A 21,317-nucleotide genomic window follows, 5' to 3' on the forward strand; every position below is an offset into this window, starting at 1 on the left:
AGTTTGAAATGCAACACGGCACATCTTACTCTTCAACTCATTCTTTTAAAACGTTGCACTTCTTATTTGAATCTAGGAAGACTAAAAAAGTGGCTAAAGCGACGGCAATAATCAGTACCCAGCCAGTCGGCATCCAACTGCCTGTCAATCCTTTCACGCTCTGCATCAGCAACACCATCATAACGCCACCGAGATTGCCCATCATCATCAGCATGGCAACTGCTTTGGCGGCTTGTGACGCATGTACGGTGTCTTCAGCAGCGGCAATCAGTAATGGATAACCTGCCAACAAGAAAAATCCTAATATAAAGCTCAGCAATAATGTTGTGGTTCCTGTCGTTAAATATAACAAGGGATAGGTGGCGCTAGCACCAATTAGCGTTGCCAATATTAAAAAAAATGCGCCGTTTTTGTAGATAGTCAGATAATAGCGGAATCAGTAGCGCGCCTAAAATACCGCCGACGATCAGCATGGCAGTAATGATGCCCGCCGTCGCTTCATCAATGCCGCGGGGCGCAAGAATAGGTGCAATCCAGTTACTCAGCCCATTAAAATAACCCATCGCAATAAACACCGCTAATGAGATAAACCATAGGCGCTTATTTTTTAATAGCGATTCGATTTCGTGCAGTGAGATAGCGCTATCTTGTTGTTTGGGTTTTTCAACGACCACTAATAAAAAGCCTACTACTGCCACCGCCGTAATAATAACATTGATAAGTAGCATGCCAGAGAAGCCAAACGCCTCGATTAATGGGGCAGGGGCAAAAGCACCAAGGGCAGTCGCCAAAAACATCCCGCCCATAATCACGCCCGTTACGGTGGCGATTTGCGATTTATCAAACCAATCCGAGGTCACCTGATTAATGGCATTGGTAATATACGGCTGAGCGATGGCGATAAGCAATTGCCCTGCAAATACTAGCCAATAATGATCAGCGCCCAACCAGCGTATGATTGAGCCTATCAGCATAAGCAGCGCGGCTATGCTTACGATTTTTTTATAGCCAATGTTATCGAGCACCTTGCCTGAATGGATGGCAAGCAACACAAAAACGATAGGGAACATCAAAGTTAATAAATTGGCGAAAAACTCATTAACGCCGAAATGTGCCTCGGTGCTAATTACGATGGTCGCAAAGGTCAGCCATAAAAACTGATTGACCCCAAGTAAAAGAGAGAATCCTGCGATAATAAGCCATTTATTAGGCGGTTTTTTCTTAAAAGGTGGTGCCGTAGCAAGTGGTAAAGTGGCACGCGTTGCAGCGTCAGTGGTGGGTGGCATCGACATATCCTTGTCTGGTGCAGGTTCTTATAAATTGTTTTACAATCTGCCTGCTGACTTATTATGAGCATTAGTTGAATCTTAAACAATAAAAAATTAAGACACTTGCTATTATTACCCCTGCAAAAATTTAGATGGTTAGCAGTACGCGCAAAATGTCGACTACAATAATTACTTTTGCGTAAAGATTAGATTCGGATACAGCGTTAACCATTCACCGTTTAAATGAGAGAAAGCCATGTCAGAAAACGCCATATTATCAACCAAGCAGACCCCAGTACCCAACCCGAAGATTCCCTCCAACATCGGTATTGATGACGTGACCCATTTTTTATTAGAGCTTGATGCGCTTAAACGTGTTAATCGGCGCAGCTATGTGACGGGTACGACCCGTTTAGAAAACTCTGCCGAGCATTCTTGGCATTTGGCGATGGCGTGTTGGTCAATCGCTGATTTGTTTGAGCTGGATGTCAATCATGAGAAATTGCTCAAGATGGCACTAATACATGATTTAGGCGAGATTGATGCCGGCGATACTTTTTTATACGCCGATACGCGAGTTGATGCGCATGTTGAAGAACGTGCGGGAATTGTTAGATTGCAAAATGAGCGTGGAAATGGGATTGCTGATTTAAGTGAGATTTGGGAAGAGCAGGAAACAGGTGATAGTAAAGAAACCCAACTGCTAAGAGTAGTTGATCGCTTGTTACCATTTTTGCTTAATATAAATACCAATGGAAAAACTTGGATTGATGCTAACGTTACACGCTCGCAAGTTGCTGGCGCGCATGGCTTTATTAAAGACAGCTTTCCGAGTATCCATGATTGGATAGCAAAACAGATTGAATATGCGACTAAGCAAGGATGGCTGATTGATAAGTAAATTGATAGCAGATTTGACAGCTAGCCTTTTTATTTAATAGCCTTTTTATTTAATAGTGTGGTCATTTAATAGCTTTGTCATTCAATAGTATTGTCATTTAACAGCGTCACCTTTTTACTGACTCACCATGGTTGACGCTGTCTAAAACCTTTATATTGAATAGTATCAATAATAACAGAGAGGCTACATGCGCTTATTTAAAAACTATAAAACATTGTGTAAATCTCTAGCCTTTGTCAGCATGCTGGGACTAGCGCAAATGGCGCAAGCGCTTGCTCCTATCAGTGATGGTGATAAATTGGCGCACGATGCCAAAAAACAGATCGGTGTTACGGTGAGTTATGATCCTACTTATCGTAAATTGGAGTTTCCGCGTGGCGATGTAGCAATAGAGACCGGTGTCTGTACCGATGTGATTGTCCGTGCTTATCGTTTGCAAAATGTGGATTTGCAGCAGTTGGTCAATCATGATATGAAAGGAAATTGGTCCGCCTATCCAAAGACTTGGGGCTTGAAGTCAACGGACAAAAATATCGATCATCGACGTGTGCCCAATCTTGAAACGTTTTTTGCGCGTCATGGAAAAACGTTATCTACGACTGATAAAGACAGCTTTAAAGCCGGAGATATTGTAACGTGGCGCTTGCCAAACGGCGGTTTGCCGCATATAGGTATCGTCTCAGACAAAGCAGCTGCTGATGGTGCGCCGCTGATTATTCATAATATTGGCCGTGGTACGCAAGAAGAAAACATCCTTTATGCTTATCCTATACACAAACACTTTCGATATTGATAAAGGCCTTTGCACAGGGTAGCCCAAAGTAGTAAAAATAGGCAATACAAAATAGAAGTAGTACAAACTAACAGCCATTAAAAAGCCCAGTTAAACGTCATCATCTACGTTTAACTGGGCTTTTTAGTACTATGATTTTCTTAAAAACTAAGCTTGCTGAGTTTTTGCCTCACCCAATAGCTGTCCCATTTTTACCACGCTATTGGCTTTCATGCTGTCCTGCCAATCCGCTTTTGCGGCTTTTGGTAAGACGACAATCGCCGTTGAACCTAAATAAAAGCGTCCAAGCTCATCGCCTTTCTCAAAGCTCATGTCGTGATCTGCTTCTTGGATGTCCTCAGTGCGGCTGATTTTTCCGGTAGCGACGGTTTCGATACCAGCGACAATCATAGCGCCAACCATTACCACGGCCGCTTTGCCATATTTTGTATCAAATAAACAGACCAAGCGCTCATTACGGGCAAACAAATCAGGCACGTTAGCGGCTGTGGTATTATTGACCGAAAACAGCGTACCCGGTACATAGCGGGTCTTGGTCAAGGTACCATCAAAAGGCATATGAACGCGGTGATAATTGCTGGGCGCTAGATACACGGTCGCAAAGCTACCATCAGCGAAATAGCTGCCATCTTCGCTATTGGCCAGTAATTGACCAACGTCATAATGACGACCTTTGGCTTGCAGCAATTTATGGTCTTCAATCTGTCCTAGCTGCGAGATGATACCATCGGCAGGACTGACAATACCGTTTACGCTGCTATCGATGATACGGGCGTTTTTTTTGAGCTCACGGGTAAAGAAGTCATTAAAACTCTCATAAGCATTAAAGCTCTGACGCTCATACTCACCTAAGCTGACGCCGTAAGCCTTGGCAAAACTACGAATAAAGGCACGTTTGACATACGGATGACGGCTGGCGGCTAGACGCCCAGCGACTTTACTCAGCTGCTGCTGCGGGACAAATTGTTGAAGGGTAGTAAATAAATTCATAATCGGGCTACCAAGATAGGGTTTGATGTAATAATTAATAAGCAAATCAATGGCGGTATTTTATCATGGACAGCAGAGTATTGTATGACCATAATCTGTCAGACATTTATAAATAAAAAAGGCTCTAAATGAAAGCGCTTATACAACGGGTTCACTGTGCCAGTGTCAGCGTCGATGCACAAAATATCGGTGCCATCGAGCATGGGGTGTTGGCGTATATTGGCTTGGGGCATGATGATAGCCTGCAAACTGCCCAGCGCATGATTGATAAAATTCTGACCTATCGCATATTTGAAAATCATGACGATCCTGCCAAGGTCGGTAAACTGGATAAAAATGTGCAACAGGTCGGTGGCGGGCTATTATTGGTGTCGCAATTTACCTTGATGGCAAAAACAGACAAGGGTCGTCGCCCTGATTTTGGTGGCGCGATGGCACCTAATGCTGCTCAAATGTTGTTTGAGCAAATGATTACTTATGCTAAAACTCAGCATCACAATGTTGCCACTGGTCAATTTGGTGCTGATATGCAAGTGGCAAGCGTCAATGATGGGCCACTAAACTTTTTATTAGAAGTCTAGAAAGCCGTTGTCATGAAGCTGTCATAATTAACCCGTTTAATAAGTAGAAACTGGTGACTGTGTATTGCCTTTTTTGTATCTTAATTTCTTTATGTTAATTTTCCTAATTTGAGTTTTGGTGCGCTAAATTTTTGAATCTTAAAATCTAATAACAAGGCTGCCGTATGTATAATGAGCAAATTTTGATCGTTGAGGATGAGCCTGCGATTCGTGAAATGATTGCGATGACCTTAGAGATGGCTGGCTTTGATAGCCTGCACGCTGCGGACGTAGCAGAGGCGCATCAGCAAGTGGTTGATCACCGTCCGGCGCTGATACTATTAGATTGGATGCTGAACGGTGAAAAAAGCGGCATTGATTTTTGCCGGATGCTCAAAAACGACGATTCGCTCGCCGAGATACCGGTCATTATGCTGACTGCCAAAAGTGAAGAAGACAGTAAGGTTCATGGGCTCGATGCTGGGGCTGATGACTATATGACCAAGCCTTTTTCAACACGTGAGCTAATCTCAAGAATCAAGGCGGTGCTACGTCGTAGTAGTGCACTCAGCGCTGATAAGCCTATCGAAATCGGCAAGCTTAGCTTAGATCCTAAAAGCCAGCGCGTGACGGCAGCGGGTCAGCTCATCGATATCGGTCCGACAGAGTATCGATTGTTGGCATTTTTTATGAGTCATCCAGAGCGTGCTTATACGCGGACACAGCTGCTAGATCAGGTTTGGGGCGGCAATGTCTATATTGAAGACCGGACGATTGATGTACATATTCGGCGCTTACGTAAATTACTGCAGCCTTATGATTGTGCTACGCTGATACAAACGGTACGCGGTACTGGGTATCGGTTTTCTAGCTTGATTGAATCCATTTAATCAGCCGCAGAAAATGTCTTGGTAAGCGTAAAGAAACACAGTATCTAGTGGTAGGGATGATAAATGACGATGACAACACCGATAATGCCTATGATGCCGATAGAAAATGAGCAACAGGGTGAGCAAGCGCAAGTTGCCCAGCACAATACAACGGATCAACTTAAAAAAATCCGCAGCGCCTTACGAGCGTTACGGGATGCGGTTATTTTGCTCAATGATGAAGATGGTTTGGAATGGTGGAATCAGGCAGCGGAAGACTTGTTGTTATTGCAGGCAACTGATAAAGGTCAGAGTATTTTTGACTTTATCACCATACCAGAATTTCGCCAGTACTATCAGGCTATCACCCCACCGAGCGATGGTGTGCACATGGTGTCATGGCGAGACCCTAAACGTTATCTAAAGTGTGAGCTTACGCCTTTCGATGATGAAAAATTACTGATCATTTATGATGTGACCCGCTTGCAGCATTTGGAGGAAATGCGTCGTGATTTTGTCGCCAATGTCTCGCATGAGCTGCGCACGCCATTGACTGTGTTGATGGGATATTTAGAAAATTTTTCCGAGCAGGAAGATATGCCACCGCAGTGGCGACGTGGCTTTGAGCTAATGACTCAGCAGACTGCCCGTATGAATCGGATTGTAAATGACTTACTGCTGTTGTCTCGTATCGAAATCGAAGAGACGCACGAGCTTAATGACATTGATATGACCAAGTTACTGACGCATATCTATGATGATGCGCAAGCGTATAACCAAGAATATAATCATACTATTCATTTGCAGATAGACACTTACGATGGGTTATACGGATCACAGATGTACTTAACGAGTGCCTTATCCAATTTGGTCATTAATGCCATCAAATACACGCCAAAGGGTGGCAATATAGCTATCAGCTGGACAAAAACAGCGGAAGGCTGCCGCTTTGCTGTTGAAGATGATGGTCTCGGTATTGCGCCCCAACATATCGAGCGCTTGACGGAACGCTTTTATCGCATCGATAGTGGACGTAGCCGTGCTAGCGGTGGTACGGGCTTAGGCTTGGCTATTGTGAAGCACGTTTTATATCAACATGAGGCGCAATTAACGATAGAGTCGGTAGAAGGCAAAGGCTCGACCTTTAGTGCAGTATTTCCAGCCGCGTATGTGCGTTCTGCCCATACCTCCTAATTTTTTTGTAGAAGTGGGTAGGGGTTAACCGCGCTGCCATTGATATAAATACCATAATGCACGTGGGTCGGCGTGCCTTTGGCATTACCGCTGTCGCCAACATAGCCAACGATATCGCCAGCATTGACCCAGTCATTGGGCGCGATGTCGGCATAATCTTCTAGATGAGCGTAATAATGTCCTGCGCCGCCCGGTCCAACCACCACCACCACGCGTCCCCCCAACGCATTGTCGCCGACTTTGCGGACGATGCCCTGCGTGGTCGATTGTATTGGTGTGCCCCGAGGTGCAAAAATATCAATGCCTTCATGAGAGCGCCCTTGGCTACGCGCAGCGCCCCAAGTATCGGTTAGATGCTGCTCTGGTAGTGGACTGGGTAGGCTGTTTTCTATGGGTAACGCTTGTTGTAATAAACTCAGTTGCTGCCATTTTGCTACGACAAAAGACTGAGTCTGTTGGCTAATGCTGGGTAATAATTTATCGAATACAAATAACAGCGCTAGCAAGACACTTGCTTTAATCAGTACGCTTAATACACGACTGAAAAAAGAGGGGTTGGGCTTTTGGTTGCTTCCATTTGCTTGCATCGATATCTCTTAGTTTTTTACATCAATTCTCGTCAATATTATAAAGGCTCAATTCTCATCTCTTTGTATAGCATTGTTATATCTAGTTGTTATCTTTAGCTTTTAGCCCCATAAATGATAAGGTAATAGATAAAATCTCATCCAATAAAATTTTTTATAATGTTTTCTAAATGATAAAAACTGGCTGCTATTTTTAGCCAACGTCTATGGTTAAGTTTTTATGACTGACGCTTTTAATTCTGCGGACATTTCTACCACGGCTGATACAGCGCTGGTTATCGATACCGAAACCGATCAAGGCCGTGATCCACGACCGATTCAAGTGGCGACGATTAATGTGGCTAGCGGATTTGAGTGGATGAAATATTTCAACAGTGGTCGCTCGATATCCCCAATCGTCATCAGGGTGCATGGTATTACGGATGACGACGTGGCTGGGCTTGAGCGTTTTGATTTGGCGCAATTTGAATTGCCCAAGTACTTAATTGGTCATAACGTACGTTTTGATTGGCGGGTGATTGGTAGTCCCTCTGCCAAGCTAATTTGTACCGTGAGGCTGGCGCGCGTAGCTTTCCCAGAATGGAGCGGCTACAGTCAATCTAAGTGTATCGAGCAATTATTGGGCAAGTCTGAAGCGAGAAAAATGACGATTGCCGCTCATGATGCGCTAGGTGATGCCCGTATGTGCTATCTGCTTTATCAAGCTTGCTGTGAGCGTTTGGAGATTGCGCCGACTGATTTTGCGGCGGCCCATGCTATCGCTAACAAGGCCAATCCAGTGAGCAAAATGCCCTTTGGTAAGCATAAAGGTAAGCTGATTAAAGACGTGCCCATCAACTATGTTAAATGGATGCTCGGTAACATCCATAACATGCAGCCGTCGCTTTATTCAGCATTGACGAAACGTATTAAGGCAGCAGACGTAGGAAATGCACAAGAGTAAAGCGCGTTATCAGCCGTTCTATTTTTATTCATGCTTGAAGCCGTCGTTTTCAAAGCTATGATTTCTGGAGCTATTGCTGCTGATTTAACCAATCTACTGCCATTTGCCATAACTCAGGTGCCTTGGCATTGGTTCGACTACTAAAATAGCGCATATGACCAATGCTGCTCAGACCAAAGTCTTTTGGCTTAAAAAAGCGTTTTTCGACCGGCATCTTTGTATAGACGCGAATCATGTCGTCGATGTTTTTGCTATTGGCAATTTCGTCATCGCTAAAGCCTAGCCACAGTGCTGGCATGCGAATGTCATCATAAAAATGCGTATGAATGCTTTTGCCAAAGGCGGTTTTGATATAACCTGAGCCATTGCACCATTCGCGCCACTGACGAGACACGCCGCGCGGTAGCGGTTCGCCCATGCCGATTTTATCTGATGGGGTATAGCCCAGCGCAAAGTTCGTAACAGGAATAAATGCATCCATAAAACCCATCGCCTTGAGTTTATAAGGCATGTCCATGTTTTTGATACAACCTGACGAGCAAGCGACATTGAACACCGAGGCGATAGCATCATAATTGCGCATCAGACCAATCAGCTGACCGCCTGCACTATGACCGACGAGATGGTAAGAAGCATCGGGAAATTCATCTTGTAAGGCATCGAGGACGGCTGGCATGTCATGACGACCCCAACTTATCAGTGAGGCATCACATTTGGCCAAATCGGTTGCTAGTGACTCGCCGATACCTTCGTTGTCAAAGGTCAGGACACCGAAGCCCTGCGCTGCTAAATGGCTTGCAAAGTTGTGATAAAACTGACGCTTGATACCGGTAGCGGGCGCTATCATGACAGCGGCTTTGACCGTCTCTGTAGGGCGATAAACCGTTGCGGCCAACGCCTGATTGCGCTCAGTCATAATACTTAATGAATAGCTGCCATTATCAGCGTTGCTTTCATGGTCATTAGTCGCGTCGATCGTGTCGCCTTGTAGTGCTACAGAAGATGGCGCATGGTTATTATGCATAAAAATACCTTGATGAGTTTCGTCGTTTTTATTAAAGAATAATGAATGTGGATCTGCAACGTTTTATAGCAAGTCAGTGCTAAAAAATGTAGTCATTGCGTAGTGATAAATCGTTGCTACCATGTGATAGCATGGCTTATGTTAAGATAAACGCTAACAAATAGCAGCATAATGAGCGTTGTTTTATCTTTCTCATGAATCACCGGATTTATAATACTTCTACTGGCTGTTTATAAAAAACCAAATATAAACAATAGTTATGAATTCCACTGATGTTCATTATGCGTAATTAATAGACTGCTGACAACACCTTAGACCTTATCAGAACGCCTCATCACAAGCTTTTATCAGCAAAGCATGAAAAAAGTAAAAGATGACAGCACCGCAGAATACAGCGAGTTAACGTTAGTGATAAGCGTCATATTGTGTCATTCTAACAAGCAATAAAACCTTTTACCGAACCATTTAATACAATAATCCAAGCAAACTTAGGAGCGTTATATGCAAATGAAAATTAATAATGATACTTATGAAGTGATTACCAGCCAAGACATTACGAATATCGAAAAAGCGGTGGATAAATCAACCCTAGCGATGCCATTGGTGGCTGTTTATTGTGGATCACGGTTGGGTAATAGTGAGGTTTATGAGCAGGCAGCGCGTGAGCTTGGTCGTGCTCTAGCCGATAATGGCATGGGCTTGGTTTATGGCGGTGCCAGCATTGGTCTGATGGGCGCGGTCGCCGATGAAGTGATTAAAGGCGGCGCACAAGCCGTTGGGGTGATTCCTACCTTTATGCTTAAGCACGAAATCGCCCATGAGGGTCTTACGCGTCTGCATCTGACCGATACCATGCATACGCGTAAGACAGTCATGGCGGAGTACGCCGATGCGTTTATTACCTTACCCGGTGGCCTTGGTACGCTCGAAGAGATTATGGAAATCGCCACATGGCGTCAGTTGTATCAACATGAAAAGCCCATGATTATTCTGAATATCAATGGTTTTTATGATCGGATGATTGAGCACCTAAAATATACTACAGAACAAGGCTTTATGAAGCAGCAAGATCTAGAGCGTTTGGTGGTTTGTAATACCATCGGTGAAGCGATTGAGTTGCTGCAGACAGTTGTAACGATAGATGATGCAGTTGATACTGAAAAAATGGCAGGTAATTAAAGACCGGCGCTGTATATTTCTTTAACATGGCTAATTAATACCTATAAAGGTGTTGATCAAATATACCTCTGTTAGAATATGAAACGTTAAATTGTGTCATTGTATATAAGAAAAAAGGAGGGCGTTGCTAGTAATTAGCAACGCCCTCCCTTTTTCTTAATAATTTTTAACGTTGTTTTTGCCAAATTTAACACCTCGTTAAAACAGCTAGTCAACTGCAAATACAAATATCTAAGGCTGAACTGGCGTCAAACTCTCTAACGCAATCTCACGAATGCTATGATTAACATCTGCCATCGCCGCTGGGAAGCCACGGTCTTCAGCCAAGCCGCGTGCTACTTTATCAATCGTTAAGCTGTCATTGTGGGCTAGATAGGTCCAGTCATGTGTATAGCGGCTACGATTGGCCACTGTGTCGTTATCTATTAAACCGAGATCGGTCAGCTCATCGACGATTTGATCAGCAGCAATCAAGGTGGACGATGCTTTGACATTTTCCGCGCGGGCGTAGCGTATATTTGAGTATAAGCTCACATCTGCCACCCGTAGTGTATCGTCCTGACCCGGAATTTGCTGCCCACCATATAAGGCATTACCGATGGTGCGCGCGCTATTAAAGGTCGGCACAAACTCTGCTACGTATTCAATTGCTTGCTGACTACGCGCTTGCAGTGGTGCTTTGTCCCAGCCATCTTCGATATAATGTACATATTGCTGCGGCAACTTAGGCTGCGCGCTGCCTTTATTAGAGGCCACCAATCCATCATTGAACAAGGTAATGGCTTTACTCATGCCATGGATTTGGAAGTAACCACCTGGATAAGGTGTTAGCTGTGCCATACCTTCTGGCGTACCGCGACTGCCGTACACGATGATTTCGGGTATCTGTCCGCCAGCGTCACCCCAGTGTGTGATATAAGAAGATTTGAACTCAACCATACGCTCGACTTTGACGCCCACCATATCGTCGATGACACCGGTGCGAAAGCCGCAAGCATTGACTAGGTAATCGACTTCGATAGACTCAGGTTGAGACTCACCAGCTTGCTGATAATCGACGCGCCATTTTGTGACATGGTGATCAGCGTTGGTACAGTTCTCACAGTCGACAGGCATGACTTGCTTGATTTGCGTATTGGTAAAGACGTGCGCGTGCTCATAGCCTTCTAATGCAAGGTGCGCAGAAGCGGCTAAACGAAAAATATTCCAGCCATATTCTTGTACGACAATGAGCGGAAACTTTACTTTATTCAAGTCCAAATACTTAGCAACCGGTATCATCCATTCGTCAACCGTGCTCGGTATCGCAACTTGCTCACGTTCAGACAGCGCAATCAGTTGCTCATGACTATAGAGCTGATAATAGTTTTCCGGTTCGCCCAATACTTTGTTATTGCTGTCTTGTGCGATGAGCTCACGATATGCGTCCGTCAAAATATCGAGACGCGGTAGCAAATCTTCAGGCAAGCCTTCATCACGCGTCGGTACCGCGAACACCGTTGGACGTACGTCGATGGTATAAGGATAAAGGCGCAAGATATCGATACACTGCTTAAGCAGGGCAACGCAATCCTCGTCAGGAATTTCACGATATAGATTACCACCCGCGTGCAAATGGCACATGGGTGGACCATCGATCAGTGATTTTTTCTTCTCAAATACGTAGGTCTCAAGCCCTAGAGCTGCTAGGCGAATGGCAATCGTTGCCCCTGCAGTACCGCCACCCAAGATGCCGACACGTTTGGTAGATGGGTGGTTCTTTATTGCCACCGCTGTTGTATCAAGTTTAGTGGCTGGAGACTTAATATCTTTGAGATCAGTCTCTTGAGCACCAGTATCTTTAGAGGGATTTTTACTTAAATTATTGGTCATTGTCGTGGTTATATCCTTAATAGCATCAGCATCGGGACATGCTCCGCTTATTCATATAATTGTCTGGGCATATAAATTTCTGATCATGTCAGTGTCTTGGATCGTGCTATAGCTATTTATATGCGTGCGAAGGTAGCCAAGTTCAACATTCATATGGAACCGCCATAGTCATAATTTTAATGGCTTGGTTCTTGTTATCGACTATTTATTATAGATAACGTTATTTTACGAAAACCTATTAGGGATATGACGGCAAATACGTAAGTAGTTACATTAGTTTTGTCAACGACCTGCCATGCACTGTCTTAGCTATAAAAGATAAAGGTAGGGATGAAACGCATAGCATCATTTAAGTACAGTCAATCCTTACTTAAGTATCATTAATTCTTTAAACGTCCGCGAACAAGTACTGCCTTCGCTCATAAACTTGACCCTGTAGTTTACTAATTTGTAATATTCGCAAGTTTTTGTAAGTTTATATGCCGACAAAAACGACCGTTTTAGGGCATATGCTATAGTGAAATTACTTGAAATCAGCTGTGAGAGTAAAGTGTATGAAAATAAAGCAGTTGGCTGAGCGTATGACTGAACTATCGCACAAATCAGCAGATTGCAATATTGATAATTAATAAACACCATGTTCAATAAAAATTCAATTCGGTAAAAATCCAAATTAATGAGATGTTTTTTTTAATACAAGGAAGTGATTATGAAACGTATTCTAATGTTATCTGCCCTAGCTAGTGTATTGACCGTAACGGGTTGTTCGACGCTAAACAATGTGTTTGGCAACGACGATTCAGGCATGCATGATGTACAAGCTAGCATGAGCAATAAAGCACCAGTTGCCAGCATGAATGGGATGCTAGTGGATGCCACCAACAAAATGACGCTATACACCTTTGACAAAGATTCCATGAACAAATCGGAGTGTGGCTCGGCATGTCTACTGGCTTGGCCGGCGTTTATGGCACCGAGTAATGCCCAAGCTTCTGGTCAGTTTGCCGCTTTCCAACGAGAAGACGGTAAGTATCAATGGGCTGTCAATGGCAAGCCTTTGTACTTTTATGCCAACGACACAAAAGTTGGCGATACTGACGGCGACAATAAGCTTGGCGTTTGGCATATCGTTAAAACTAAATAAATTGATAAAGTGTTAACCTTAAGCCAAAAAAAGCAGCCAATATAGTGGCTGCTTTTTTGTGTTCGGCTTGAGCTGATGCTAAAATCACCCCAAACGTTGTTGTAAACCTAGCTAAGGTCTCGACATTATCGTCGGTTTACGGCTAGTCTGGGGCGATTTTAGCGATCAGCAGTCCTAATATTTGAATGTTCAACAGACCCTAAGACAAGAAATCCTGTATGACTTTTTTATATGTTTAGGAGATATCTGCTAAAACTTCCGCCTGAACGATCTCCAAGGCAACTTCCTCTGTTGTTTCTTTTCTGTATAAAGGGAAGAAATCTGAGCTTAAGTCACTTTCTGAAAACCAACTATCAGCAACCAGCGCTGCATACTTTACGGGATTGACGATTAGTCTATAGGTTTTAAACAACAACTCTTGCGAGCTAAAGCCTTTTTTATATTCATATAAAGAATCTAGAGCCGCACCAACGCCACCGCCGAGGTGTAGCAATTCATAACGATTTTCTCTACCCCAGTCACGAGCAACATGAGTAATCAACTTTGAAGGCTGCAAGTTAGTATAAGCGTTGAGTGTTCCGCCGAGATGGAATTGCATGATACCTGATTCTTTACAGGTCGTATAAATAGAGGAGGCGATTGCTTTGTCTTCTTGATAAGCGGTGATTAATACGATTCTATTTTGAAGGTTCTCAAGCAAATTAAAAAAATAATCATCGTCAAAAAAGTAGTATTGACTGGCGTTGACCTGTGCCATGGTTTCTTTATAAATGCTGGAGAACACCATGGCATTTTCTCTGGTCAATTGCTCAATTTTGGTCACGACATTCATTTTTACCGCTTTTTTGATACCTCTACGGTGTCGATTTTGGGTTTCTCCCCAGTGCTCCTCGGCCGACTTGCTCAAGTCAGACATCAATGTCAGTCCGTGAGTTAGAGCTTTACCAACCGTTGGAATCCATTCTTTATTAATGATGGGATGCAGTCTCATGAATAAGGAGACACAGCCTTTGGCAAAGAGGACAGCTCTGATTGCTTCCATAATGATGTCTACCTCGGCATCAGTTAAGGACTTGTCCATCAAGGGGCCACCGTAGCCATAAGTAGAAGTGGCATCCCAATATTGAGCATCAGTATATTCGCAATTACTGTTCTCAGAATCAGTATATTCGCAATTGGTATTTTCACGATTAATGTCTCTAATGATAATTGGCAAAAACACTTTTTTATTTTTATAGTGAGCGATGATACCCTGCGGTTTACCTTTGTCTACGATAGCTGAGGCAGCTATCCAGCCAGATAAATGATAGATATCAAAATGATAGTCGGCGATGTTTTTGTCCCAGTTTTTATCTATAGCGACAAAGTCGATATTTACTGTATCCATCTTTCTGCTCCCTCAGTGTTATGTTTATATTCGTAAATTCATATATATGAATATAACAATAACTATAAGGGTTAACAAGCAAATAAATGGATTTATTCATTTATTTGCATATATTTGTTTAGCAAATAGTGCAGGGCTATAAAAAAGCAAAAAAAAACAGCCATCATAGTGGCTGCTTTTTTTAGTAAATACTTTTTAATAAAATTTCAGCATTATTTTGTGGTTTTCTGTACCAACTCACCATCGATTTGAATAGGCACATTGGTCGTGATGCCAGCTGCATAAGCCGTCATACCGTAAGCAGCGCGATCGATATTACCCGTTGCGCGAAAACCAATAACTGGCTCTTTAGTAAGAGGGCTATTAGCAATTTTGTTCAACGTCACATCTAATGTAAGTGGCTTAGTTTGACCAAGCATGGTGAAATCACCTGTTATTTTTGCTTGTTGTGGATTGATAAAACTGATCTTAGTAGACTTGAACGTCATCGTTGGATATTTGGCCACATTAAAAAACTCATCGGTTTTTAAATGCTTATCACGGGCATCCCAATTGGTATCGATACTATCGGTTGCGATCGTAAAGTTCATATTGGTCTTGTTAGGGGTTTTGATATTGTAATTAACCGTACCTTGTACGTCACCAAAATGACCCATGGTCGTTGAAAATCCTAGGTGATTGACAGAGAAGCCAACACGAGTATGTGAGTCATCTAATTGCCATTGGCTAGGTAGTGCCGCGCTCGCCATGGTAGTGATTGCCAGTGCAGAGCTGATGAGTAGGGCTTTCGTGGTGTTTTTTAGAGCAGCGTTTATCATTGGCTATTATCCTTATTTAGTGAGGGTTGATTAAATAGTGATTCAGTTAATAGAGGGTCTGCTATAAACCTCAATACTAAAAAATAAGTATTGTTTAAATAATCTACAAATACGATTGCTATTAAGTGGTTTATCTAATCAAGCATTATACTAGCATAAAACACTTATCTCAATACCATTGTCGGTTTGTTAGCGATTCATTGTCTATACTTATCATAACTGCTGCTTGCATCAAACGGCAAAAACCGTTAAAATCGCGGTTTGATTTTCCCGCTGGGGAAGGCTAAGAGAGCAGAGGTATGGTGTTGGGTGCTGGAATAAGCCAGTGATGCAGCTGCCAGCCTTGCAAATGTCCTTAGTGCCTCAGTTACGTATGCGCAGTTTTATAAGTACTTTTTTATGAAAGCTTTTTTGTAAGAATTTCTTTATAAAAATTCGACACATCGTCGATAAGACTGTAGATACATCGGACATAGAGAGTTTATTATGCGTAAAGATATCCATCCTGATTACCAAGAAGTTTTATTCCACGACACTAACGCTGACGTGTTCTTTTTGACTCGTTCAACGGCTAAAACCAAAGCCACTCGTGAATACGAAGGTAAAGAATACCCATACTACCCACTTGATATTTCAAGTGCGTCGCATCCATTCTATACTGGCGAGCAACGTAAAACTTCTACCGAAGGTCGTGTTGCTAGCTTTAACAAACGCTTTGGCGCGTTTGGTGGCCGTAACAAGAAAGCTGCTGAACAAGCTGCTGATTCAGCTGAATAAATTACGCTTATCGCGTCAATTTATTTTGCTAAGCCATAAAAAAACCGCTGATTATTCAGCGGTTTTTTTTGTTTAAATTTCAACGTTAAGTTTTAGGTTATTAAATCTTGAGCTGTCATTTTTCAAGATATCATTTTTTGAGATATCAGCTTTTAGAAAGCAGGGCTGCTCAATTCGGCAGCTGATGAATTAAGCAGTTTGACAATGAGCTCTGCTAATTGCTGAGCCCAGTAGCCATACATTAAGCTGCTAGGGTGAAAGCCATCACTAGCGAACATCACCTTGATATCAATTGGCGTACCCTTAGAGTGCTCTTCTATCATCCGTGGAAAATCAGTGGCCATATAAGTGATGCCCTCATTACTCGCACACACTTGCTGTAATGTCTTATCAAGGATTGAGGCTTTAGCACCGACGAAGTTATTCAAAGGGGCCGGTATCGCAGGCATTTGTGCCATGGGCGGTAGACTCAAAAAAATCAATTGCCGTACGCCAAATTTACGCTGAGCGATAGTAATAATGTCTTCGATTTGCTGCTGCCATTTACTCACAGAGACGTTTGAGGTAGTGTCATTAACACCAACACTCAGTACCATCACATCGACAGCTTGACTAGGCGTAGGCAGGACATAAAGCCTGCGCAAGATATCGAAGCTGGTATGTCCAGTGGTCGCTTGCAACGACCAAATTAGGCTATCAAACTGGGTATTAATCTCGGATTGCTGCGCTAAGATAGGCATCAAATTACCAACCAGCGCTTCTTGTTGCGTCTGACTACCGACACCCGCTGCTGCTGAATCTCCAACGACCATGATATTTAGTGTTTGCTTGGTCTTATCTTTAGTATTAGCAGTGGCATCAGTCGGTTTGCCTAATTGGATATGTCCGTGTCGCTCTCCATTTGGCTCAGGCAAGCGCACCGTATCACGCTTGATTTTGCGACCTTGGTAAAGATAAATAGGGGCCAGTAGGACGTCTCTTGCGACCGAGGCTATTTTATTGCTATTTACCATCCTGCACGCTCCCGAATCGTAGTGAGGCTGTCGTCTACCAATAATTTGCCATCGATATAAACGTCACGTAATAGGTTGTCTGCACCAGCGGGTAAGTCATTCACTTTGATGGTTTTTGGCTTGCCATTAGTGCTTTGTATTAATGCCAAGCGACCTTTTTTTGAGCGTTTCGAGCGGCTGGTGACAGGATCTTTATAGATATCTTTCCATACGCCATCGATAGAGATGGCACTGGCTTTCATCGCCCAGCTCATGGTATCGCGATTGACTTGTTGTAGTAGACCACCGCCCATGCCAAAGGTAATATTGTCAGCACTAAAGCCTGCCTTTATGACCACGTCGATAATTTTGCTCAAGCTTTGCGGGCTAATGCCATCCCCTTGGATGACACGTACATAATCTGGCAAAACTTTGTAGCCTTTGCTATTAATAGTCGTGCCAAATTTCACTGCCAAGCGCTCCAGCGCCTCGCGAACTACTTTAGCAGGCTCACCACTATCAGGCCTGATGACTAAAGTACCGCCCATGTTTTTTACGTCGTCCTTCAAGCTGCCACCCCAAATATTGTCAATGGCATTCCATAAATCATAGCTATCAGAGACCACTGAAAAACTTTTGCCAGTCCCGCCAAACTGCTCAATCATATTGGCAAATGCCGCTGTCTCACCATCACGACCCCAAGCAGTCATGGTGCTGTGTTCAGCCGCAGGGATAGAAAACGCAGGCATGTCTTTATCCATTTGATACCAGCGACTGGCAGCCACCAAAGCCGTCATTGAGTCTGTGCCAGCAAAGTTCACCAAATGTGCCAAGCTGCCCAGTGCGACAGATTCTTGACTAGACGCACCGCGTGAGCCAAAGTCATGTAAGCGGAACGTCAGTGATTCGGTATTATCTGCTGATTTTTCTAGCGCTTGACGAATGATGCCTTTGCAATAGTGCGAGACACTGGCGACCGTCGACGGATACCAGATAGCACGGAGTAATGCCGTTTCGATATAACTTGGTAGCCAATAGAATTCTGGGTCAGTATTGATAATCTGACAGACCACATTGGAGACGGACACGATGCTGCCTTCAGGTATGGCTTCGATACGTAGTGGCAAATAGCCGCCATGCTTATCAACCAAACGCTCCCAACCTGCACGGTTAAAGGTTAAGCCATGCGCTTGAATCAGTATTTCGGCTTCATCAATGTCTTGGTGGGTAATAGGGGTACTCAGGTATTCTTTGATAAAGGCTTGCAGACCAAAGAACACTACGTCGTAATCGCCTTTACGCGCTTCGATATAGCTGGATAGATACTCACTACCGCTTGGATATTGCACCCAATGTGAGGTTTTATAGCTGTCGCTATTTAAGATTAAATTATTTAAATTGCTGGTATACATCACAGAACTCCTCTGCTTTGAGTGAAATGGACGACTTGCGTCACTGTTGAGTCTTAAACGGACTAGAAGTATTTATATAAATTAGCATTAATTTATTGCTCAACAGTCTAACGGTTCATCCATTGACAGCATCTAGTAAGGACACCTAAATGCTGCGTAATAACCCGTACCGTCTATCGGTTTGGGCGGTGAAATTATAAGTGGCACTGATAAAACCAAATTTATGAGGTAAATTATATAGAGTGTCGTTAATTGAAAGTAGGGCATTAATGCACTAAACAGTCAGCGACAGAACACCTTATAAGCCAACCATTTTGGTGATAATCGCATAATGATCTTCAAACATCATGGTGGCATCCAACTCGGCAAGTGGTAGCCAAAATGCTTTGGCCGCGTCGTCACCGCCTTTCACTTTGGGCAGACCTTTCGGGTCGTTTTTTAGCTGAAAGTAAAAGGCTTGAGTAATCGTGCGACCACGCGCTGAGCGGTAAGGGTCGTCAAAGGTATGCTGACTATGACAAGAGCCGCGTAATACTGGCTCTGGGACTTTAAGGCGTGTCTCTTCGCGTAGCTCACGGATACAGGCGTCAAATAGGGTCTCTTTTGGATTCAAAAAACCACCGGGCAGTGCCCACAGCCCGCGCCCTGGCATGCTGCGACGTTCTACCAACAGAATATGACCTGACTGGACGACCAAAGCGTCTGCCGTCATAAAGGTAGGCGGGTAAGGCGCAGACTCCCATTGTCTTTTATACTTATCGACGAAGTCAGCTTCTTCGTGCAACTGTTGATAATCCTCGGTTTTCTTGAAGTCATTTAGGACGTTGCGGGTCGACTCAGGGGTGCGCTCAGGCGTTGGCGTGGCACCCATCAGATAACTATCCCGAATAGGGGTAGCCGATAGATTGTGATAATTGGGCACAGAGACAGACGCCCAGTTGGGGAATAGCGATAAATAATATGATGAGCTGTCCTTTGAATGACCAATGAGACCGATATCGGTCTGCAAGTCGCCAGTGACTGACTTTACGCCTGCTTGCACGTATTGCAGCCAGCGCGTGTCATTGTAGAGCGCATCATCGAGTCCAACGCAGTGAATACGCGCGGCATCTGCTGTTGAATACGCGCCTTTAATCATCGCGGCGCGCTCAGCAACGCTAAAGGGATTGCGCAAGCTACGTGGTAAGTTGGCGGAGCCGATGAGCATGATGACATTGTCGGCACGCTTCAAGGCTTCATCCACAACCGCTTTGTGCCCGCAATGAAACGGCTGAAAGCGGCCAATAAACACCAAATAACGATAGTGTTTTTTGTCCTGCTTATCTGGGTTTTGTATCTCTAGATCTTGCTCTGATAATTCACTCATAGACGCCACTTTCCTACGACTTATTTTTTATTGGTTAAAAATTGATGACGCTAATACTGACACAGCCTATGACTTTCTGACAAGTATAAAGATGTATAGGGGTGTATCATCGTTAAGTTGCATGCTGTGCAATCCACGCTGCCACCGTTGGCCAAATCTCTGTCGCAGCATTGCGGCTAATCATAATGCGGCTATGGGTATAATCGTCCAAATCGCCATGGTTGATTGCGTATTCACGAAAGACGTTGTGAGGGTTAGCGAACTTGTCAAAAAACAACTGACAGCCACGGGTTGGCGAAATGAAATGGTCACCTTTGGCACTGATCGCATAGATAGGCGTGGTAATAGTTGGCATATGCTGACGATAATCGAAGTGGCTGTTATTAGATACAGTATGAGATGTAGTATTTTTAGAGGCGATAGTAGAGGGCGTATTGTCATTAATCGTCGTTGTTTCAAATTTACTTTGTTGTATAAAGCTGCTTTTAAAGTCTTTGTTTAGGTTCCAGTTGTACCACTGGTTCATCGTATAGTAGCTTTCGTTAAAAGGACCCATTTTAAGCTTCTTAGCTGGGATAAAGCCTAGTAGTCTCGTAAATACTTTGGCTGCGAGAATTTTAGTGTAGCTAATCGGGTTCGATACTGCGCCATAAACTTGACAGGCAAACATACTGATACTGTTTATGTGGTTAATGTACTGCGGATGTTGGATTAAAAACATGGTTAGGCAGGCACCGCCGCCACTGTGGGTGACGCAGTGTAGATTATCCAGTTTTAACTCAGCAATTAAGTAATGAAAGGTGGCCTCAAAATCATAGGTTGCGACGGTTTCGAAGTTGAATTTTTCTGTTGGTATCGAGCTTGCACCATGGCCGCGCCATTCCATAATGTAGCAATGATGACCAAGCTGCGCCAGATAGTGGGCGATTCTTAAACAAGTTTGCTTGTCCGAAAAGGTTCCGTGGGTCAATAGAGTGTTTTGCGCTTTTACCCTAGGTGCGTCGGTGGTGAGAACATCAGTTTTGCTTTCATCTTTTGTATTATCCACAATCTTCCAGACGGCTATTTGCTCACCATCTTTGGTGCTTACCAGTTTTAGGGTCTCTGTCATCATAAAACGGTCTCGTCTAGATTGTCTTATTATTAGGTAGATGATTAGGGCGCGTCTTCAATTCACTCGATAGTCATCTAAATGGGCTAAAAATGGCTAAATCTTGCCAAACATCGTCAAATAGCTTGTT

At 43.7% G+C, this 21,317-nt stretch carries 21 protein-coding genes; 9 read left to right on the forward strand and 12 right to left on the reverse strand.

All coding sequences use genetic code 11. From position 1 onward, the window contains the following. Nucleotides 1–37: 37 nt before the first annotated feature. Together AAEY80_RS13090 and AAEY80_RS13095 are read right to left on the reverse strand one after the other, a co-directional pair. Entirely contained in the window at nucleotides 38–289 is a 252-nt protein-coding gene (locus AAEY80_RS13090; RefSeq protein ID WP_350588427.1) for a hypothetical protein, read from the reverse strand. Nucleotides 290–365: 76 nt separating this feature from the next. After that, on the reverse strand, nucleotides 366–1,286 hold the full coding sequence (locus AAEY80_RS13095; RefSeq protein WP_350588428.1) for an MFS transporter: 921 nt from the start codon (nucleotides 1,284–1,286) through the stop codon (nucleotides 366–368). A gap of 238 nt (nucleotides 1,287–1,524) precedes the next feature. Between AAEY80_RS13095 and AAEY80_RS13100 the strand changes: the two genes are divergently transcribed. Both AAEY80_RS13100 and AAEY80_RS13105 read left to right on the forward strand, forming a co-directional pair. Next, nucleotides 1,525–2,169, forward strand: coding sequence for an HD domain-containing protein (locus tag AAEY80_RS13100; protein ID WP_051395104.1), 645 nt, complete (start codon nucleotides 1,525–1,527; stop codon nucleotides 2,167–2,169). A 187-nt stretch (nucleotides 2,170–2,356) separates the two neighbouring features. Continuing rightward, nucleotides 2,357–2,962 carry a DUF1287 domain-containing protein gene (locus AAEY80_RS13105; protein WP_025652520.1) on the forward strand — a complete coding sequence of 202 codons (606 nt, stop codon included), beginning with the start codon at nucleotides 2,357–2,359 and terminating at the stop codon, nucleotides 2,960–2,962. Nucleotides 2,963–3,109: 147 nt separating this feature from the next. Here the strand turns inward: AAEY80_RS13105 and asd are convergent, their stop codons facing one another. Further along, entirely contained in the window at nucleotides 3,110–3,952 is an 843-nt protein-coding gene (gene asd / locus AAEY80_RS13110) for an archaetidylserine decarboxylase (protein ID WP_201582914.1), read from the reverse strand. Nucleotides 3,953–4,080: 128 nt separating this feature from the next. Here asd and dtd point away from each other — a divergent pair, with 128 nt between their 5' ends. From dtd to phoR, 3 genes are all read left to right on the forward strand, one after another. Further along, entirely contained in the window at nucleotides 4,081–4,533 is a 453-nt protein-coding gene (gene dtd / locus AAEY80_RS13115) for a D-aminoacyl-tRNA deacylase (RefSeq protein ID WP_201565617.1), read from the forward strand. 164 nt (nucleotides 4,534–4,697) lie between these two features. After that, complete coding sequence (gene phoB, locus AAEY80_RS13120; RefSeq protein WP_173239802.1) at nucleotides 4,698–5,402, forward strand: phosphate regulon transcriptional regulator PhoB; 705 nt, start codon at nucleotides 4,698–4,700, stop codon at nucleotides 5,400–5,402. Nucleotides 5,403–5,465: 63 nt separating this feature from the next. Then, entirely contained in the window at nucleotides 5,466–6,575 is a 1,110-nt protein-coding gene (phoR, locus tag AAEY80_RS13125; protein WP_227692951.1) for a phosphate regulon sensor histidine kinase PhoR, read from the forward strand. Here phoR and AAEY80_RS13130 read toward each other — a convergent pair. Next, complete coding sequence (locus tag AAEY80_RS13130) at nucleotides 6,572–7,162, reverse strand: M23 family metallopeptidase (protein WP_173239801.1); 591 nt, start codon at nucleotides 7,160–7,162, stop codon at nucleotides 6,572–6,574. The two genes, phoR and AAEY80_RS13130, sit on opposite strands and share 4 nt — an antisense overlap. 220 nt (nucleotides 7,163–7,382) lie before the next feature. On the opposite strand from AAEY80_RS13130, the gene AAEY80_RS13135 reads away from it, so the two are divergent. After that, nucleotides 7,383–8,105 (forward strand): putative quorum-sensing-regulated virulence factor, encoded by a 723-nt coding sequence (locus AAEY80_RS13135; RefSeq protein ID WP_025652513.1) that lies wholly within the window; start codon nucleotides 7,383–7,385, stop codon nucleotides 8,103–8,105. A gap of 70 nt (nucleotides 8,106–8,175) precedes the next feature. Here AAEY80_RS13135 and AAEY80_RS13140 read toward each other — a convergent pair whose 3' ends face one another. Then, nucleotides 8,176–9,129: an alpha/beta hydrolase family protein gene (locus tag AAEY80_RS13140; protein ID WP_265088511.1), complete on the reverse strand. Its 954-nt coding sequence runs from the start codon at nucleotides 9,127–9,129 to the stop codon at nucleotides 8,176–8,178. Nucleotides 9,130–9,630: 501 nt separating this feature from the next. Between AAEY80_RS13140 and AAEY80_RS13145 the strand changes: the two genes are divergently transcribed. Then, nucleotides 9,631–10,308 carry an LOG family protein gene (locus tag AAEY80_RS13145; RefSeq protein WP_025652510.1) on the forward strand — a complete coding sequence of 226 codons (678 nt, stop codon included), beginning with the start codon at nucleotides 9,631–9,633 and terminating at the stop codon, nucleotides 10,306–10,308. 231 nt (nucleotides 10,309–10,539) lie between these two features. Here AAEY80_RS13145 and AAEY80_RS13150 read toward each other — a convergent pair whose 3' ends face one another. Next, nucleotides 10,540–12,180 carry an FAD-dependent oxidoreductase gene (locus AAEY80_RS13150; RefSeq protein ID WP_227687607.1) on the reverse strand — a complete coding sequence of 547 codons (1,641 nt, stop codon included), beginning with the start codon at nucleotides 12,178–12,180 and terminating at the stop codon, nucleotides 10,540–10,542. 709 nt (nucleotides 12,181–12,889) lie between these two features. On the opposite strand from AAEY80_RS13150, the gene AAEY80_RS13155 reads away from it, so the two are divergent. Then, complete coding sequence (locus tag AAEY80_RS13155; protein ID WP_201565613.1) at nucleotides 12,890–13,324, forward strand: COG4315 family predicted lipoprotein; 435 nt, start codon at nucleotides 12,890–12,892, stop codon at nucleotides 13,322–13,324. Nucleotides 13,325–13,559: 235 nt separating this feature from the next. On the opposite strand, the gene AAEY80_RS13160 is transcribed toward AAEY80_RS13155, so the two are convergent. Both AAEY80_RS13160 and AAEY80_RS13165 read right to left on the reverse strand, forming a co-directional pair. Continuing rightward, nucleotides 13,560–14,711, reverse strand: coding sequence for a GNAT family N-acetyltransferase (locus tag AAEY80_RS13160; protein ID WP_201577098.1), 1,152 nt, complete (start codon nucleotides 14,709–14,711; stop codon nucleotides 13,560–13,562). 212 nt (nucleotides 14,712–14,923) lie between these two features. Continuing rightward, nucleotides 14,924–15,529, reverse strand: a complete 606-nt coding sequence (locus AAEY80_RS13165; RefSeq protein ID WP_025652506.1) for a YceI family protein — start codon at nucleotides 15,527–15,529, stop codon at nucleotides 14,924–14,926. 486 nt (nucleotides 15,530–16,015) lie between these two features. Between AAEY80_RS13165 and AAEY80_RS13170 the strand changes: the two genes are divergently transcribed. Next, nucleotides 16,016–16,306 carry a type B 50S ribosomal protein L31 gene (locus AAEY80_RS13170; protein ID WP_201577101.1) on the forward strand — a complete coding sequence of 97 codons (291 nt, stop codon included), beginning with the start codon at nucleotides 16,016–16,018 and terminating at the stop codon, nucleotides 16,304–16,306. A 152-nt stretch (nucleotides 16,307–16,458) separates the two neighbouring features. Here AAEY80_RS13170 and AAEY80_RS13175 read toward each other — a convergent pair whose 3' ends face one another. The 4 genes from AAEY80_RS13175 to AAEY80_RS13190 all read right to left on the reverse strand — a co-directional run bounded on the left by AAEY80_RS13175 (nucleotide 16,459) and on the right by AAEY80_RS13190 (nucleotide 21,190). Beyond that, on the reverse strand, nucleotides 16,459–17,319 hold the full coding sequence (locus AAEY80_RS13175; protein WP_201565600.1) for an SGNH/GDSL hydrolase family protein: 861 nt from the start codon (nucleotides 17,317–17,319) through the stop codon (nucleotides 16,459–16,461). Then, entirely contained in the window at nucleotides 17,313–18,710 is a 1,398-nt protein-coding gene (locus AAEY80_RS13180; RefSeq protein WP_201577105.1) for a nicotinate phosphoribosyltransferase, read from the reverse strand. The genes AAEY80_RS13175 and AAEY80_RS13180 overlap by 7 nt, the downstream gene beginning before the upstream one ends. Nucleotides 18,711–19,008: 298 nt before the next feature. Continuing rightward, complete coding sequence (locus tag AAEY80_RS13185) at nucleotides 19,009–20,076, reverse strand: bifunctional nicotinamide-nucleotide adenylyltransferase/Nudix hydroxylase (protein ID WP_025652502.1); 1,068 nt, start codon at nucleotides 20,074–20,076, stop codon at nucleotides 19,009–19,011. 112 nt (nucleotides 20,077–20,188) lie between these two features. Further along, nucleotides 20,189–21,190 (reverse strand): alpha/beta fold hydrolase, encoded by a 1,002-nt coding sequence (locus AAEY80_RS13190; protein ID WP_201582920.1) that lies wholly within the window; start codon nucleotides 21,188–21,190, stop codon nucleotides 20,189–20,191. Nucleotides 21,191–21,317: the final 127 nt, after the last annotated feature.

Source organism: Psychrobacter sp. 78a-MNA-CIBAN-0178 (assembly GCF_040309625.1).
In the GTDB taxonomy this organism is placed as follows: Bacteria; Pseudomonadota; Gammaproteobacteria; order Pseudomonadales; family Moraxellaceae; genus Psychrobacter; species Psychrobacter okhotskensis.

Excerpts from the sequence above, each read along its gene's own strand:
- AAEY80_RS13150 (WP_227687607.1), bottom strand. The coding sequence starts at position 12,180 with ATGACCAATAATTTAAGTAAAAATCCCTCTAAAGATACTGGTGCTCAA.
- AAEY80_RS13130 (WP_173239801.1), bottom strand. The coding sequence starts at position 7,162 with ATGCAAGCAAATGGAAGCAACCAAAAGCCCAACCCCTCTTTTTTCAGT.
- AAEY80_RS13105 (WP_025652520.1), top strand. The coding sequence starts at position 2,357 with ATGCGCTTATTTAAAAACTATAAAACATTGTGTAAATCTCTAGCCTTT.
- AAEY80_RS13140 (WP_265088511.1), bottom strand. The coding sequence starts at position 9,129 with ATGCATAATAACCATGCGCCATCTTCTGTAGCACTACAAGGCGACACG.
- AAEY80_RS13175 (WP_201565600.1), bottom strand. The coding sequence starts at position 17,319 with ATGGTAAATAGCAATAAAATAGCCTCGGTCGCAAGAGACGTCCTACTG.
- dtd (WP_201565617.1), top strand. The coding sequence starts at position 4,081 with ATGAAAGCGCTTATACAACGGGTTCACTGTGCCAGTGTCAGCGTCGAT.
- AAEY80_RS13135 (WP_025652513.1), top strand. The coding sequence starts at position 7,383 with ATGACTGACGCTTTTAATTCTGCGGACATTTCTACCACGGCTGATACA.
- AAEY80_RS13185 (WP_025652502.1), bottom strand. The coding sequence starts at position 20,076 with ATGAGTGAATTATCAGAGCAAGATCTAGAGATACAAAACCCAGATAAG.
- AAEY80_RS13170 (WP_201577101.1), top strand. The coding sequence starts at position 16,016 with ATGCGTAAAGATATCCATCCTGATTACCAAGAAGTTTTATTCCACGAC.
- AAEY80_RS13165 (WP_025652506.1), bottom strand. The coding sequence starts at position 15,529 with ATGATAAACGCTGCTCTAAAAAACACCACGAAAGCCCTACTCATCAGC.
- AAEY80_RS13160 (WP_201577098.1), bottom strand. The coding sequence starts at position 14,711 with ATGGATACAGTAAATATCGACTTTGTCGCTATAGATAAAAACTGGGAC.
- AAEY80_RS13095 (WP_350588428.1), bottom strand. The coding sequence starts at position 1,286 with ATGCCACCCACCACTGACGCTGCAACGCGTGCCACTTTACCACTTGCT.
- AAEY80_RS13145 (WP_025652510.1), top strand. The coding sequence starts at position 9,631 with ATGCAAATGAAAATTAATAATGATACTTATGAAGTGATTACCAGCCAA.
- AAEY80_RS13190 (WP_201582920.1), bottom strand. The coding sequence starts at position 21,190 with ATGATGACAGAGACCCTAAAACTGGTAAGCACCAAAGATGGTGAGCAA.
- AAEY80_RS13100 (WP_051395104.1), top strand. The coding sequence starts at position 1,525 with ATGTCAGAAAACGCCATATTATCAACCAAGCAGACCCCAGTACCCAAC.
- phoB (WP_173239802.1), top strand. The coding sequence starts at position 4,698 with ATGTATAATGAGCAAATTTTGATCGTTGAGGATGAGCCTGCGATTCGT.
- AAEY80_RS13180 (WP_201577105.1), bottom strand. The coding sequence starts at position 18,710 with ATGTATACCAGCAATTTAAATAATTTAATCTTAAATAGCGACAGCTAT.
- phoR (WP_227692951.1), top strand. The coding sequence starts at position 5,466 with ATGACGATGACAACACCGATAATGCCTATGATGCCGATAGAAAATGAG.
- AAEY80_RS13155 (WP_201565613.1), top strand. The coding sequence starts at position 12,890 with ATGAAACGTATTCTAATGTTATCTGCCCTAGCTAGTGTATTGACCGTA.
- asd (WP_201582914.1), bottom strand. The coding sequence starts at position 3,952 with ATGAATTTATTTACTACCCTTCAACAATTTGTCCCGCAGCAGCAGCTG.